At 64.6% G+C, this 14,032-nt stretch carries 12 protein-coding genes; 1 reads left to right on the top strand and 11 read right to left on the bottom strand.

Annotated features, from left to right (window positions below):
* Positions 1 to 6 precede the first annotated feature (6 nt).
* The 11 genes from CAG46_RS13290 to CAG46_RS13240 form a co-directional block, all read right to left on the bottom strand.
* Positions 7 to 1,104 (bottom strand): AI-2E family transporter, encoded by a 1,098-nt coding sequence (locus CAG46_RS13290; protein WP_085617343.1) that lies wholly within the window; start codon positions 1,102 to 1,104, stop codon positions 7 to 9.
* A 39-nt stretch (positions 1,105 to 1,143) separates the two neighbouring features.
* Positions 1,144 to 2,340: a monovalent cation:proton antiporter-2 (CPA2) family protein gene (locus tag CAG46_RS13285; protein ID WP_085617341.1), complete on the bottom strand. Its 1,197-nt coding sequence runs from the start codon at positions 2,338 to 2,340 to the stop codon at positions 1,144 to 1,146.
* Positions 2,341 to 2,375: 35 nt separating this feature from the next.
* Positions 2,376 to 3,194, bottom strand: coding sequence for a polyphosphate kinase 2 (ppk2, locus tag CAG46_RS13280; protein ID WP_085617339.1), 819 nt, complete (start codon positions 3,192 to 3,194; stop codon positions 2,376 to 2,378).
* A gap of 230 nt (positions 3,195 to 3,424) precedes the next feature.
* Positions 3,425 to 4,045 (bottom strand): isochorismate family cysteine hydrolase YcaC, encoded by a 621-nt coding sequence (gene ycaC, locus CAG46_RS13275; protein WP_010951959.1) that lies wholly within the window; start codon positions 4,043 to 4,045, stop codon positions 3,425 to 3,427.
* A 124-nt stretch (positions 4,046 to 4,169) separates the two neighbouring features.
* Complete coding sequence (locus CAG46_RS13270) at positions 4,170 to 5,555, bottom strand: aspartate aminotransferase family protein (protein WP_025337671.1); 1,386 nt, start codon at positions 5,553 to 5,555, stop codon at positions 4,170 to 4,172.
* Positions 5,556 to 5,567: 12 nt separating this feature from the next.
* Complete coding sequence (locus tag CAG46_RS13265) at positions 5,568 to 7,034, bottom strand: NAD-dependent succinate-semialdehyde dehydrogenase (RefSeq protein ID WP_085617337.1); 1,467 nt, start codon at positions 7,032 to 7,034, stop codon at positions 5,568 to 5,570.
* A 36-nt stretch (positions 7,035 to 7,070) separates the two neighbouring features.
* Complete coding sequence (gene doeB, locus CAG46_RS13260; RefSeq protein ID WP_085617335.1) at positions 7,071 to 8,090, bottom strand: N(2)-acetyl-L-2,4-diaminobutanoate deacetylase DoeB; 1,020 nt, start codon at positions 8,088 to 8,090, stop codon at positions 7,071 to 7,073.
* Between the two features lie 3 nt (positions 8,091 to 8,093).
* On the bottom strand, positions 8,094 to 9,284 hold the full coding sequence (gene doeA / locus CAG46_RS13255; protein WP_013970849.1) for an ectoine hydrolase DoeA: 1,191 nt from the start codon (positions 9,282 to 9,284) through the stop codon (positions 8,094 to 8,096).
* Positions 9,285 to 9,320: 36 nt separating this feature from the next.
* On the bottom strand, positions 9,321 to 10,313 hold the full coding sequence (gene eutC / locus CAG46_RS13250; protein WP_085617333.1) for an ectoine utilization protein EutC: 993 nt from the start codon (positions 10,311 to 10,313) through the stop codon (positions 9,321 to 9,323).
* 31 nt (positions 10,314 to 10,344) lie between these two features.
* The gene (eutB, locus tag CAG46_RS13245; protein WP_085617331.1) at positions 10,345 to 11,316 is read right to left on the bottom strand and encodes a hydroxyectoine utilization dehydratase EutB; all 972 of its coding nucleotides are present in this window, start codon (positions 11,314 to 11,316) and stop codon (positions 10,345 to 10,347) included.
* A 199-nt stretch (positions 11,317 to 11,515) separates the two neighbouring features.
* Entirely contained in the window at positions 11,516 to 12,910 is a 1,395-nt protein-coding gene (locus CAG46_RS13240) for a PLP-dependent aminotransferase family protein (protein WP_025337665.1), read from the bottom strand.
* Positions 12,911 to 13,149: 239 nt separating this feature from the next.
* Here CAG46_RS13240 and ehuB point away from each other — a divergent pair, with 239 nt between their 5' ends.
* Positions 13,150 to 14,004 (top strand): ectoine/hydroxyectoine ABC transporter substrate-binding protein EhuB, encoded by an 855-nt coding sequence (ehuB, locus tag CAG46_RS13235; RefSeq protein WP_085617329.1) that lies wholly within the window; start codon positions 13,150 to 13,152, stop codon positions 14,002 to 14,004.
* The last annotated feature ends 28 nt before the right edge of the window (positions 14,005 to 14,032 follow it).

Raw genomic sequence — 14,032 nt, 5'->3', positions numbered from 1 at the left:
CTTGGCTCACGCCGACGGCTCGACGGGGTTTTCTGGCACCTGCAGCGCCACCCATTGCCAGAACAGTACATAAGTGACGCCCAGGATCACCGGGCCGATGAACAGGCCGATGATGCCTTTGACCACCATGCCGCCCAGTGCCCCGATCAGCACCACCGGCATCGGCACATCCACCCCGCGCCCCAGCAGCAGCGGCTTGAGCACGTTGTCAGCAAGCCCGGCGACGAAGCTGTAGATGGCAAAGATGATGGTCGCCACGGTAAAGCCTTCGACGTTGAAGATGTAGATGATCACCGGCACCGTGATCAACGTGGCCGGTGCCTGGGCAATCCCCAGCATGAGGATGACGATGGCCAGCATCCCGGCCCCCGGTACCCCTTTGATGACGAAGCCGACACCGATCAGCAGCATCTGGATGAAGGCAATGCCGATCACGCCCTGGGCCACCGCGCGAATGGTGGCGGTGCACAGCTTGGCCAGTGGCTTGCCGCGCTCCTCGCCCGACACCCGCATGGCTATGCGCTGCGCCGCGATTTCGCCGCGGTCACCGAACGCCATGATGATGCCCGAGACGATGATCGCCGCGATGAACAACAGGAACGCACCGCCCGCGCTGGCTGCAGCCCCCAGCACCGTGCGCCCGGCATCCTTGAGCTGGGGCATCCACTGGTTCAGCACACCGGCCATGTTTTCCGAGGCTGCCAGCCACAGGGCATGCACCTTCGGCCCGATCAGCGGCCAGGCCGCCACCGAATCGGGAGGTGCCGGCACGCTCCAGGCCCCGCTTTTCAGCAGCGTCACCAGGCTGTCCACCGACTCGCCGATGGACATCACCACCAGGTAGATCGGCACCAGCAGCACGACCAGTACCAGCAGAACCACCAGCGTCGCCGAAAGCCCGTCCTTGAGCCCTGTGCGGCGCTGGATGCGGCAATACAGCGGGTACAAGGTCACCGCCAGGATCACCGACCACAGCATCAGCTCCAGGAACGGCTGGAACGTCTGGAAGGCGAATATCACCAGCGCAGCCACCAGGCAGGCCTTGATGAGCACATCGAGCAAGCCCCGCGACAGGCGGCTGTCCAGCTTGATACCCGGTTGCATGCTTCACCTCCGAACTCCAGGTGCGCCGTGTGGCGCGATTCAGTGGCCCGTTTCAGGGGTTGCTTGTGACGGGCTGTCGTCACGCAACTGGCGCGCCAGGGCCATCATTACCAACGGCACTACCGCCATCGACAAGGTGATGGCCAGCACCAGCAGGTCATGCACCTGCTGCGCCAGCACCTGATGGTCCAGCGCCAGCTTGAACACCACGAAGGCAAACTCGCCGCCAGAGGCCAGCACCACACCCAGGCACAGCGCCTGGGCCTGGTTTAGCCCACCCGCCGTGCGGCCCAGGCCATACAGCAGCGGCAACTTGATGGCCACCAGCAGCAGGGTCAGCCCCAGCACCATTAACGGCATGCCGAACAGCAGGCGCAGGTCGGCGCTCATCCCCACGCCAACGAAGAACAGCCCCAGCAGCAAACCCTTGATGGGCTCGATCTGGGTTTCCAGTTCGTGGCGGAAAGGCGACTCGGCCATCAACACGCCCGCCAGAAATGCCCCCAGCGCCATCGACACGCCCACGTGCTCCATCACCCAGGCGGTGCCCAGCACCACCAGCAAGGCGGTAGCGGTCGACAGCTCGGGCAGGCCCGAACCGACTGTCCATTTGAAGACAGGGGTCAACAGGTAGCGGCCAAAGAGGATCAGCACACCTATGCCAACCACCACCGCCAGCACCGGCCAGGCACCTTCGTCGGCGGTGCTGACATCACCACCGAGCAGCGGCACCACGGCAATCAGCGGGATCGCGGCAATGTCCTGGAACAGCAGGATCGCCACGGCCAGGCGGCCGTGCGGCTTGCCCAGGTCCTTGCGCTCGGCCAGTACCTGCAGGCCAAACGCAGTGGACGACAGGGCCAGGCCCAGGCCCAGCACGATGGCAGCCGGCTTCGACTGGCCGAACAGCCAGTACGCCAGCAGGCCAAGCACCACAGCGCTCAGGCCTACTTGTAGCGAGCCGACGCCAAACAGCGCCCGGCGCATGCTCCACAAACGCCGCGGCGACAGCTCCAGGCCGATGACGAACAGCAGCATCACCACACCCATCTCCGACAGGCGTGCCACGTTATCCGGGTTGTTCAGCAGGCCAAACACCGATGGCCCTATCAGGATGCCCGCCAGCAGATAGCCGGGCACCGCCCCCATTTTCAAACGCTGCGCCAGCGGTACCAGAAGCACCACGGCCAGCAGGAACACCACCGTCGCCTGCAACAGGCTGCCATCATGTGGCATAGGCTCGCACCCTCGCTGCTCCCCGTGGGGAGAGATCAGAAACGCTCTTCGACGACTTTGAACGGGTAGTTGACGGCCTTGTATTTGCCGATCTTGCCGCGCTTGGGCAACTTCACCAGCCCGTCGCGGGTAATGTCCTTGTAGGGGATGCGCGTCAGCAGATGGCTGATGATGTTCAGCCGGGCACGGCGTTTGTCGTTGGAATGGGCCATGAACCACGGTGCCCAGGACGAATCGGAGGCGGCGAACATGTCGTCGCGGGCCCGGGTGTATTCATCCCAGCGGGTGTACGACTTGAGGTCCATCGGCGATAGCTTCCACAGCTTGCGGCCATCGTTGATGCGGTCCTGCAGGCGGCGGGTCTGCTCTTCGGCGCTGACCTCCAGCCAGTACTTGATGAGGATGATCCCCGACTCGACCATCATCTTTTCGAACAGCGGCACCACGGTGAGAAACTTGCTGCTCTGTTCTTCGCTGCAAAAGCCCATCACCCGCTCGACACCGGCGCGGTTGTACCAGCTGCGGTCGAAGATCACTACTTCGCCCGCGGCAGGCAGGTGGCCCAGGTAGCGTTGCACATACATCTGGGTCTTTTCCCGCTCGGTCGGTGCCGGCAGCGCCACCACGCGGAATACTCGCGGGCTGACGCGCTCGGTAATGGCCTTGATGGTACCGCCCTTGCCGGCGCCATCGCGGCCCTCGAAGACAATGCATACCTTCAAGCCCTTGGCCACCACCCATTCCTGCAGCTTCACCAGTTCCACATGCAGCTGCTTGAGTGCCTTCTCGTACGCCTTGCCGCCCAGTTTATCCGGCTGGTCCTTGGTGTCTTTTTTCCTGGACGACTTCGACATGGCACTCTCCTGAGGGCGAATGAAGAGTCAGTATGGTCGATCCATGGCAGTTTGCCGCTTCGCTTGTGGATTTCGCAGGCTTGCTTCTATCTCATTGATTCTGCAAGTGCTGGTGAGTGTTCCGGGGAGGGTGTGGGAGCGGGTTTACCCGCGAATGCGTCATTGAAGCTACCGACGCATTCGCGGGTGAACCCGCTCCCACAGGGTACGGGGGTGCCTTCGAGGCCGGATTACTTGGCCAGTTTGTTGTAGCTGGTCATCAGGTTGCGGTAATCCGGAATATGGTTGGAGAACAGGGTTCCCAGCCCTTCGATGTCGTTGCGCCAGTCACGGTGCAGTTCGCAGGCCACGCCGAACCAGGTCATCAGTTGCGCCCCGGCGGCCTCCATGCGCCGCCAGGCCGAGTCACGGGTCAGTTCGTTGAAGGTGCCGGAGGCATCGGTGACGACGAATACCTCGAAGCCCTCCTCCAGCGCCGACAGTGCCGGGAAAGCCACACACACTTCGGTCACCACGCCGGCAATCAGCAACTGCTTCTTGCCGGTGGCCTTGACGGCCTTGACGAAGTCCTCGTTGTCCCAGGCGTTGATGTTGCCAGGCCGGGCGATGTACGGGGCGTCGGGGAACTGCTCTTTCAGTTCGGGCACCAGCGGGCCGTTGGGGCCGGTCTCGAAACTGGTGGTGAGAATGGTCGGCAGCTTGAAGTACTTGGCCAGGTCCGACAGGGCCAGGACGTTGTTCTTGAAGCGGTCGGGGTCGATGTCCCTTACCAGCGAGAGCAGGCCGGTCTGGTGGTCGACCAGCAGCACGGCGGCGTTGTTCTTGTCCAGACGCTTGTATTGGAAGGCCATGACGGTTCTCCTTGCTTCAGCGGGTTGGAATATCAGCGTAGGCAAGGATGCGGGGTGGGGGGGACCGTCAGTCGGTTCGCCTGCCGAGGCCGGCGATGGGGCCGCATGGCGGCCCCTGCAATGCTCAGCCGAGCACCTTGCCAGCCACCTCATCGACCGCCGCCTTGGTGATGGCGACGATCTTTTCGGCATCCTCCTGGTTCAGCACCAACGGCGGTGCAAAGCCGAGAATGTCACCATGCGGCATGGCTCGGGCGATCATCCCGCGCTCAAGGCACGCTGCCGACACCTGTGGCCCGACTTTCAACGCCGGGTCGAACGCCGTGCGCGCCTCGCGATCGGCCATGAACTCGACCGCGCAAAGCATGCCGTCACCCCGTACTTCACCTACCAGCGGGTGGCCTTCGAAAGTTTCGCGCATGCGCCGGTTCAGGTATGCCCCCACCACTTCGGCATTCTCGGTCAGGTTCTCGCGCTCGAGAATATCCAGGTTGGCCAGCGCCGCCGCCGCGCAGATCGGGTGCCCGGAGTAGGTCCAGCCGTGGCCCATCGGGCCGGCCTTCTGCGAGCCCTCTTCGATCACGTTCCACACCTTCTCACCAACGATCACTGCCGACAGCGGCGCATAGGCGCTGGTCAGGCCCTTGGCCGTGGTGATCAGGTCCGGGCGGATGTCGTAGCGCTGGCTGCCCATCTTCGAGCCCAGGCGGCCGAAGGCGCACACCACTTCGTCGGCGATCAACAGCACGTCGTAGCGATCGAGCACAGCCTGGATCGCCTTCCAGTAGCCCTTCGGCGGCACGATGATGCCACCGGTGCCCATCAGCGGCTCGCCAATGAACGCGGCGACGGTGTCGGGCCCTTCGGCCAGGATCAGTTGCTCCAGCTCGTCGGCGCAATAGCGCACGAAGGCCTGCTCATCCATGCCGGCCGGTGCCTTGCGGTACCAGTGCGGGCAGACCGTATGCTTGACGCCTTCCACCGGCAGGTCGAAATGCTGGTGGAAGCTGGGCAGGCCGGTAAGGCTGCCGGTCATGATGCCCGAGCCGTGATAGCCGCGGTCGCGAGAGATGATCTTCTTCTTGAGTGGGCGACCGAGGATGTTGTTGTAGTAGCGCACCAGCTTGACCTGGGTCTCGTTGGCATCGGAACCCGACAGGCCGTAATAGACCTTTTTCATTCCGGCCGGCGCCCAGTCGATGATGCGGCTGGAAAGCTCGATGATCGCTTCGGTCGAGTGGCCGACGTAGGTGTGGTAATACGCCAGCTCCTTGGCCTGGCGATGGATGGCGTCAGCGACCTCGGTACGCCCGTAACCGATGTTCACACAGTACAGGCCGGCGAAGGCATCGATCAGTTCGCGGCCTTCATGGTCACGCAGGCGGATGCCCTCGGCACCGGTGATGATCCGGCCCTTGAGCGCGCCGCTGGCGTGGTCATGGGCGTGGGTCGAGGGGTGCATGAAGTGGGCGCGGTCCTGTTCGAACAGCTGGCTGAAATCTTGGCTCATGGCAAACACTCCTTAGAACTGACCGTGGTGGTGCAAGCAAACGTATTTGGTTTCGACGAAGGGTTCGAAGCCCTCGCTGCCGCCTTCGCGGCCCAGGCCCGAGGCCTTCATGCCGCCGAACGGGATGGGGTGGCCGGTGAACTTGACGCCGTTGATCGCCACCATCGCGTGGTCGAGCCGGCGCACCAACGGGTGCACGACATCGAGGCGGTTGCCGACGATGTAGGCAGCCAGGCCGTACTCGGTGTCATTGGCCATGGTGATGGCCTGCTCCAGCGTGTCGAACGGCATGACCCCGGCAATCGGCGCGAAGTTTTCTTCCTGGTAGATGCGCATCGCCGGCGTGACATCGGCAAGCACCGTCGGCTGGAAGAACCAGCCACCCAGCGCATGGCCCTCGCCACCGACCAGGCGCCGGGCGCCACGCTGCAGGGCGTCCTCGACCCGGGCCTGGGTGGCATCGAACGCGGCCTGGTGCATCAACGGGCCGACCTCTGCCGCCGTCTCCTCGCCATCGACCATCGCCGGGCCAACCTTCAGCGCCCGCACCGCTTCGGCGAAGCGCGCCAGGAATGCTTCGTACAACGGCCGCTGCACCATGATCCGGTTGGCCGCGCAGCAGTCCTGGCCAGACGTCTGGAACTTGGCGGCCACGGCCACCCGCACGGCCAGCTCCAGGTCGGCATCGGCACAGACGATGAACGGCGCGTTGCCGCCCAGCTCCAGCGCCACTTTCTTCACATCCTGAGCCGCGGCTTGCAGCACCAGCTTGCCGACCCGGGTCGAGCCGGTGAAGCTGACCGCCCGCACGCGGTTGTCGCGCACCAGGGTTTCCATGGCCATCTGCGGCTCGCCGATCACCACGTTGAACACCCCCGGCGGGAAGCCGGCGTCCTCTGCCAGTTGGGCCAGGGCCAGCGCCGAAAACGGTGTTTCATGGGCCGGTTTGACCACCACCGTGCAGCCGGCCGCCAACGCCGCAGCCGCCTTGCGGGTGATCATGGCGCTGGGGAAGTTCCACGGGGTGAGCAGCGCGCAGACCCCGACGGGCTCCTTCAGCGTACTCAGCTGGGCACCCGGAATATGGCTGGGGATGGTCTGCCCGTTGAGGCGCCGGGCCTCCTCGGCAAACCAGGGAATGAAGCTTGCCGCATAGGCGATTTCACCGCGTGCTTCGGCCAGCGGCTTGCCCTGCTCCTCGCTGAGAATGCGCGCCAGAGCCTCCTGGTGCTCGAGCATCAATTCGGCCCAACGCCGCAACAGCGCAGCGCGGCTGTCCAGACTCTGCTGGCGCCAGGCCGGGAAAGCCCGCTGGGCGGCATCCACCGCGGCGACGATCTGCTCATGGTCGAGCAGCGGCACATGGCCGATGACCTGGCGGTTGGCCGGGTCATGCACGGCGACGCTGTTGCCACTGTGGCTGTGCAGCCATTGGCCATCGACGTGGCACAGGCTGTTGAATGGGTAGTGGTGTGACATGACTGTTCTCCATACCTCGTTGTCGTGACGCCAGGTTCAGGCCAGTACGTCGGCGATCACCGCCAGGGTGTCGCCGCACTGCACCAGGCCGGGAAAGTGCCGGGCTGCGAGCAAGCCATTGCGTCGGGCGCGGTACTCGACCGGGGCGCTGCCGGTGCGGCGGATGTCATGGATACGGGCGATCACTTCGCCCTGGCTGACCGTTTCGCCCAGGTCGCGGCACATCTCCAGCAATCCGTCGTGCTCGCTGGCGATGAAGCAATCGCCATCGGGCATGTCCAGCAGGGTTGTCTCGCCCTGCTCCACTTCGCCTGCGAGGATGCCGGCGTGGATCAGCACATTGCGCACGCCGCGCTCCGCCAGGGCCACGCTTTTCGCCGTGGAGGTGCCACCACCGCCCAGTTCGGTGGTGATGAACACCTTGCCCTGCTCTTCTGCCGCGGTGTCGTACATCGCCTGCGCATCCAGCTCGAGCATGCGCATGCTGTAGGGCGCGGCGAAGGCCTGCATGCCGGCTTCACAACGGGCCTGCTGGGCCTTGTCGGGCAGCACATGGCATGCAGCGAACGGCAGGAAGTCGAGGGTGCGACCACCGGAGTGGATGTCCAGGACGATATCGGCCAACGGCAGCAAGGTGCGGCGGAAATAGTCGGCGATCTTTTCCGTCACGCTGCCATCAGGCCGACCAGGGAAGCTGCGGTTGAGGTTGCCCCGGTCGATCGGCGAGGTGCGGGTGCCCGCCTGAAACGCCGGTGTGTTCATGAACGGCACGATGATCACCCGCCCGCTTACCTGCCCGGCCTGCAGCTGCTGGGCCAGCTTGCTCAGCGCCACCGGGCCTTCGTATTCGTCACCGTGATTGCCACCCGTGAGCAAGGCTGTCGGGCCATTGCCGTTCCTGACCACCGTCAGCGGAATCATCACCGCCCCCCAGGCCGAGTCGTCACGCGAGTACGGCAGCTTGAGGAAGCCGTGCTGCACGCCGTCCCGCTCGAAATCCAAGGTACAGGTGATGGGGTTGGCCACCGTGGCGGCGGCCTGTGCGATTGCATTCATGGGTCAGTCCTTCACGAACAGCTGGCGCGGCACGTTGCACAGGGTCTCGACCCCGGTCTCGGTGATGAGGATGCTTTCGGTGATCTCCAGGCCCCAGTCGTCCATCCACAGCCCCGGCATGAAGTGGAAGGTCATGCCCGGTTGCAGCACGCTGGTGTCGCTCGGGCGCAGGCTCATGGTGCGCTCGCCCCAATCTGGCGGGTAGCTGATACCGATCGGGTAACCACAGCGGCTGTCCTTGTGTATGCCGAACTTCTCCAGTACGCGGAAGAACGCCCTGGCGATGTCACCGGTGGTGTTGCCTGGCCGCGCGGCATCGAGGCCGGCCGCGATACCTTCGACCACCGCCTTTTCGCCATCGAGAAAGTGTTGCGGCGGCTTGCCCAGGTACACGGTGCGCGACAACGGGCAGTGGTAGCGCTTGTAGCAGCCGGCAATCTCGAAGAACGTGCCGGCGCCGCGGGTGAACGGTGAATCGTCCCAGGTAAGGTGCGGCGCGCTGGCATCAGCGCCAGTCGGCAACAACGGCACGATGGCCGGGTAGTCGCCGCCATGGCCATCGACACCGAGGATGCCGCTGCGGTAGATCTCGGCCACCAGCTCGTTCTTGCGCATGCCGGGCTCGATGCGTTCGAGGATGCACCCGTGCATCTGTTCGACGATGCGCGCGGCGATACGCATGTATTCGATTTCCTGCGGCGACTTGACCGCCCGCTGCCAGTTGACCAGCCCGGCGGCATCGCTGAAACGCGCCTGTGGCAGGTGCTTGCACAGCGCCTGGTAGGCCGCCGCGCTGAAGTAGTAGTTGTCCATCTCCACGCCGATGCTCAGGCCGCCCCAGCCCTTGGCCAGAATCACCTCCTGGCACAGGTAGTCCATCGGGTGGCGCTCGCGTGACTGCACATAGATGTCCGGGTAGCCGACGATGTTGTCGTGCTGCATGAACACCGTGCGCCTTGCGCCATTGGCGTCCTGGCCGCGGCCAAACCAGATCGGCTCGCCATCGAGCGCCAGCAGCACGCACTGGTGCACGTAGAACGACCAGCCGTCATAGCCGGTGAGCCAGGCCATGTTCGATGGATCGGTAACCAGCAAAAGCTCCAGGCCCTGTGCCTGCATGGCAGCGCGGGTCTTGGCCAGGCGCTGGGCGTACTCCTGCCGGCTGAACGGCAGGTTGACCACTGTCTGTGACATACGGATGCCCTTCTTGTGAGTGGGTTGCGAAAACTGTCAGCTGTGAAACGCCAGGCCTTTGTGGGCGGCGATTGCGCGTTCGAAGGCAAGGTTGGCGATAGCGGTGTCCTGGGCCCCGGTGCCGGTCAGGTCGCACAGGGTGACCTCTTCGGCCTGTACACGGCCCGGGTGCAGGCCGGCGATGATCTGGCCCAGCTCGGAATGAACGGCCTGCTCGCTGACCGCGCCAGCGCGCAATGCGTGGTGCAGTTCGCCCAGCACGCGGGTCTGGCTCAGGCGGTCGGCGACATAACGGTCGAGCCGGGCCAGGGCCATGGGCGCGATCTCGTTCTTGTGCTCGGCATCCGAGCCCATGGCAGTGATGTGCAGCCCCGGTTGCAGGTGATGCGGCTGGATCAGCGGCTCGCGGCTGGGGGTGCAGGTGATGGCGATATCGACCGCCTGCATGGCCTGGTCGACACTGTCGCAAGCCTGTACCTGCAGTTGCCCATCACGCCCCAGGTCATCACATAACGCTGCGGTTCTCTGCGCATCGCGCCCCCACACCTTGACCTGCTCGATCGGCCGCACCAGGCGCAGTGCCTGCAGCTGCAGGCGTGCCTGTTCGCCACTGCCGATCAAGGCCACGCTGCGGCTGTCCTGCCGCGACAGCCAGCGTGCAGCTACCGCACCGGCTGCAGCGGTGCGCACGGCGGTGAGGTAGCCATTGTCGAGGAGCAAGGCATCGAGCAGGCCAGTGCGGACCGACAGCAGCATCATCATGCCGTTGAGGCTGGGCAGGCCAAGCTTGGGGTTGTCGAAAAAGCCCGGGCTGACCTTGATCGCGAAACGCTCCAGCCCAGGCAGGTAAGCGGTTTTCACGTCCACCTCGCCGTTGTGCTCGGGCACATCCAGGCGCAGGATCGGCGGCATCGCCACCTTGGCCGTGGCAAGCAGGGCAAAGGCCTGCTCGATGGCATCGATCGCGTCGCGGTCGAGGGTAATGCAGCTACGCAGGTCGGCTTCGCTGAGCAAGGTGATGGCCGGCATTCGAATACCTCCAGTGAAGGAAACGTGAATTTCAGGCGTCGCCGCCGTTGATGACGCGCTGATGCTGTGCGCTGTCGACGTTGCGCCCACTGACCACCACCACGACCGGGCCGCGGGCCGTCACCAGCCCGTCGAGCAGCGCGGCGATGCCGACTGCGCCGGCACCTTCGAGTACCAACCGCTCGTGCTGGTAGGCGTGGCGCATGCCATTGGCGACCGACGCTTCCGGCAGCAGGTGGAGTTGGTCGAGCAGACGCTGGGTCATGCTCAGGGTGTGCTGGTTGCCCAGGCCGATGCCGCCACCAAGCGAGTCGGCGAGTGTCGGCAGCTCCTCTACCTCGACTGGCCTGCCGGCCTGCAGGCTGGCGTACATCGCCGCACCGCGCTGCATGCTGATGCCGTGGGTGGTGATCGCCGGCTTGATGCTTTTCATGGCCAACGCCACACCCGCGAACAGGCCACCACCGGAGAGCGGAATCAGCACCTGCTCCACCTCGGGCAACTGCTCGATGATTTCCAGGCCCAGCGTGCCCTGGCCGGCGATGACCTGAGGGTGATCGAAAGGTGGAATCAGCGTTGCGCCCTGTTGCTCGGCATGTTGTTGCGCGGCCTGCTGTGCATCGTCCTGGGAGTGGCCGACGATGCACACTTCAGCGCCCAGGTCGCGGATGGCCTGGACCTTGTTGGCTGGCACCAGTTGCGAAAGAAACACGGTTGCCTTCACGCCCAGTTGTGCAGCAGCGTGGGCCACCGCCCGGCCGTGATTGCCGGTGGAGGCCGTAACCACGCCGCAAGCGCGTTGTTCACCGCTGAGTGCGGCGATGGCATTGCTGGCGCCGCGCAGCTTGAAGCTGCCGGTGGTCTGCAGGGCTTCGAGCTTCAGGTAGACCGGCGTGCCCAGGTGCCGTGACAGGCTGGGGGAAAGCTCCAGCGGCGTGCTGCGCACCAGGCCGTGGATACGCTGGCGGGCGAGGTAGAGATCGTGAAGCGAGAGCGCTGACATGACCGGGACCCAACAAGTGAGCTGATGTTGGGCGGAGTGTATGAGGCGAAAATTGTCGTGATGAATGTACTAGGGCAATTTGCCGGGGAATTTGTTTTTGTCTGCAGCGGCCTCTTCGCGGGCACGCCCGCTCCCACAGGAATCGCTTTGCCAAACCTGTGGGAGCGGGCATGCCCGCGAAGAGGCCGCTGCAGGAGAGTTACAGTTCATGGATCTGCGGATACTGCCCGAACAACTCCCGCATATCGCCAAAGGCCTGGCGCAGCTTTGCCTCGGAACACTCGGCGCCCACGCACAAGCGCACGGCCCGTGGCCGCGGTGTACCGCGCACCAGGAACGGCTCCGGCGGCGTCACCGCAATCTGCCGGCGGCGCAAGGCACGCACCAGGCTGTCCACTTCCCAGCGCTCGGGAATGTTCAGCCATGCCCCCAGGGCATGGGCGTGCTGACCACGCACATAATCCCCCAGGTACTCACGCAACAATGCCTGACGCTCGCCCAGCAAGGTGCGCTGCAGCGCCACCAGCTGCGCCGCGCGCCCATCGTTGATCCAGCGCGAAGCAATCTCCGCCACCAAGGGCGTGGCCATCCAGCTGTTGACCCGCAAGATGCTCTCGGTGCGCAGCGCCAGGCGCTTGGGCATGGCCAGGTAGCCAACGCGCAGGCCGGTAAGCACCGACTTGGTCATGCTGGTGCAGTAGAACGACAGCTCCGGCGCATAGGAACTGAGTGGCCTGGCATGGCTGCCCCCCAGTAGCGGCCCGTAAACGTCATCTTCGATGATATGCACGCCAAAGCGCCGGGCAATTTCGGCAATCTCCTGGCGCCGGCTGTCGGGCATCAGGCTGACGGTCGGGTTGTTGAGGTTGGGTGTGCACACCAGCGCGGTCACCCGCTCGTTGCTGCAGATGTCCTCGAAATGCTCCGGGTTGATGCCCTCACGGTCCATCTCCAGGCCTTTGAGGGTAAAACCGAGCACCTGTGAATTGCCGATCACGCCATGGTCGGTCAACCCCTCGCACAGCACCACATCATCCGGCCCGGCCAGCGAGGCCAGGGCCAGGAAGATGGCGTGGGCGGCGCCGTTGGTGACCAGCACATCGTCACGCTCGACCTGCATGCCCAGGCCGGCAAGCCAGCGCACCGCGGCCTCGCGGTGGCTCTCGAAGCCGGCGATGGGCCGGTAGGCATGGATCCACGGCTGCTCCTCTTCCACGGCCAGCTCGGCGCAGGTGTCGCGCCAGATGCGCTCATGCACCTGGGTGTGCAGGATGCGGGTGATGGAGAAGTCGACCAGGGTACGCTCGGGCAGGTCGATGATGTCATCCGACACACGGTCGCTCATGCGCCGGCTGACGAAACTGCCACGGCCGATCTCGCAACGCACCAGGCCTTGGCGCTCCAGTTCCTTGTAGGCATTGGTCACGGTCTGCACGCTGATGCCCAGGGCATCGGCTACCTGGCGCTGCGGTGGCAGGCGCTGGTCATGTACCAATACGCCGCGCTCGATCTCGCCGGTGACGGCCTGGACCAGGATCTTGTATTTGGACTCGCCGATGCGGGCGGCGTCCAGGGCTGCCTTCCAACTGTGCATCATGATGTTCGCTTCACTTGCCGGGGCCAGGGTCACAGCATCCCCCGTACAAGTGCTTCGGGCAATTGTCCTAGTGCAATGCAATGGCCGTTTCAGCTTTTGTATGCTCGGCCCAAGGTCGAACTCCCGCTGCCCGGCAGCTTCGAACAAAAGACCGACCTGCTTTCGCTGTTTTGCTCCACTGCCTCCTAACACAGAGCCGTCGACGACGGTTTTTATAACAAACAGGAGCTTCATTGATGAGCCAGCCTTTCAACGTTCCACGCCCCTTCCAGCGCCTGCTGATGGCCTGTGCCACCTTCGGTGTGCTCACCAGCGCCCAGGCCGCCAGCCTGGACGAAATCAAGGAAACCAGCCACATCCGCATCGGCTACGCCAACGAAACCCCGTTTGCCTTCACCGAGACCGATGGCCGGGTAACCGGGGAGTCACCGGAAATCGCCAAGATCATCTTCGGGAAAATGGGCATCAAACAGGTCGATGGCGTGCTCACCGAGTGGGGTTCGTTGATCCCGGGCTTGCGCGCCGGGCGCTTCGATGTGATTGCCGCCGGCATGTACATCACCCCGGCACGCTGCAAGCAGGTGATCTTCACCGACCCGCAGTACGCCCTGCCCGACACCCTGCTGGTGGCACAGGGCAATCCGAAGAACCTGCACAGCTACGCCGACATCGCCAGGAACCCGGACGTGAAGCTGGCGATCATGGCGGGCACGGTCAACCTCGCCTATGCCCGCGACTCCGGCATCACCGATGCGCAGATCCTTCAGGTGCCGGACACCACCGCCCAGTTACAGGCCGTGCGTGCCGGCCGCGCCGATGCTGCCGTAGGCACCCAGCTGACCATGAAGGGCCTGGCGAAAAAGGGTGGCGACAAGGTCGAGGCGATCAGCGACTTCACGGATGACCCGGCCCACACCGGCTACGGTGCCCTGGCCTTCCGCCCCGAGGACAAGGCCCTGCGCGACGCGGTCAACGCCGAGATGAAGAAGTGGCTGGGCAGCGAGGAGCATCTGAAGACCGTCGCGCCGTTCGGCTTCGACCGCAGCAACGTGACTGACAAGACCGCCGCCGAGCTCTGTGCCCAGCAGTGAATCGAGGTGGCATGGCGCTTGCCGTGCC

The organism is Pseudomonas sp. B23(2017) (assembly GCF_002113725.1).
GTDB lineage: Bacteria > Pseudomonadota > Gammaproteobacteria > Pseudomonadales > Pseudomonadaceae > Aquipseudomonas > Aquipseudomonas putida_Z.
This window is presented reverse-complemented; position numbering and strand designations above follow the sequence as displayed.

Excerpts from the sequence above, each read along its gene's own strand:
- doeA (WP_013970849.1), bottom strand. The coding sequence starts at position 9,284 with ATGTCACAGACAGTGGTCAACCTGCCGTTCAGCCGGCAGGAGTACGCC.
- eutB (WP_085617331.1), bottom strand. The coding sequence starts at position 11,316 with ATGTCAGCGCTCTCGCTTCACGATCTCTACCTCGCCCGCCAGCGTATC.
- ycaC (WP_010951959.1), bottom strand. The coding sequence starts at position 4,045 with ATGGCCTTCCAATACAAGCGTCTGGACAAGAACAACGCCGCCGTGCTG.
- CAG46_RS13270 (WP_025337671.1), bottom strand. The coding sequence starts at position 5,555 with ATGAGCCAAGATTTCAGCCAGCTGTTCGAACAGGACCGCGCCCACTTC.
- ppk2 (WP_085617339.1), bottom strand. The coding sequence starts at position 3,194 with ATGTCGAAGTCGTCCAGGAAAAAAGACACCAAGGACCAGCCGGATAAA.
- CAG46_RS13240 (WP_025337665.1), bottom strand. The coding sequence starts at position 12,910 with ATGCACAGTTGGAAGGCAGCCCTGGACGCCGCCCGCATCGGCGAGTCC.
- ehuB (WP_085617329.1), top strand. The coding sequence starts at position 13,150 with ATGAGCCAGCCTTTCAACGTTCCACGCCCCTTCCAGCGCCTGCTGATG.
- CAG46_RS13285 (WP_085617341.1), bottom strand. The coding sequence starts at position 2,340 with ATGCCACATGATGGCAGCCTGTTGCAGGCGACGGTGGTGTTCCTGCTG.
- doeB (WP_085617335.1), bottom strand. The coding sequence starts at position 8,090 with ATGAATGCAATCGCACAGGCCGCCGCCACGGTGGCCAACCCCATCACC.
- CAG46_RS13265 (WP_085617337.1), bottom strand. The coding sequence starts at position 7,034 with ATGTCACACCACTACCCATTCAACAGCCTGTGCCACGTCGATGGCCAA.
- CAG46_RS13290 (WP_085617343.1), bottom strand. The coding sequence starts at position 1,104 with ATGCAACCGGGTATCAAGCTGGACAGCCGCCTGTCGCGGGGCTTGCTC.
- eutC (WP_085617333.1), bottom strand. The coding sequence starts at position 10,313 with ATGCCGGCCATCACCTTGCTCAGCGAAGCCGACCTGCGTAGCTGCATT.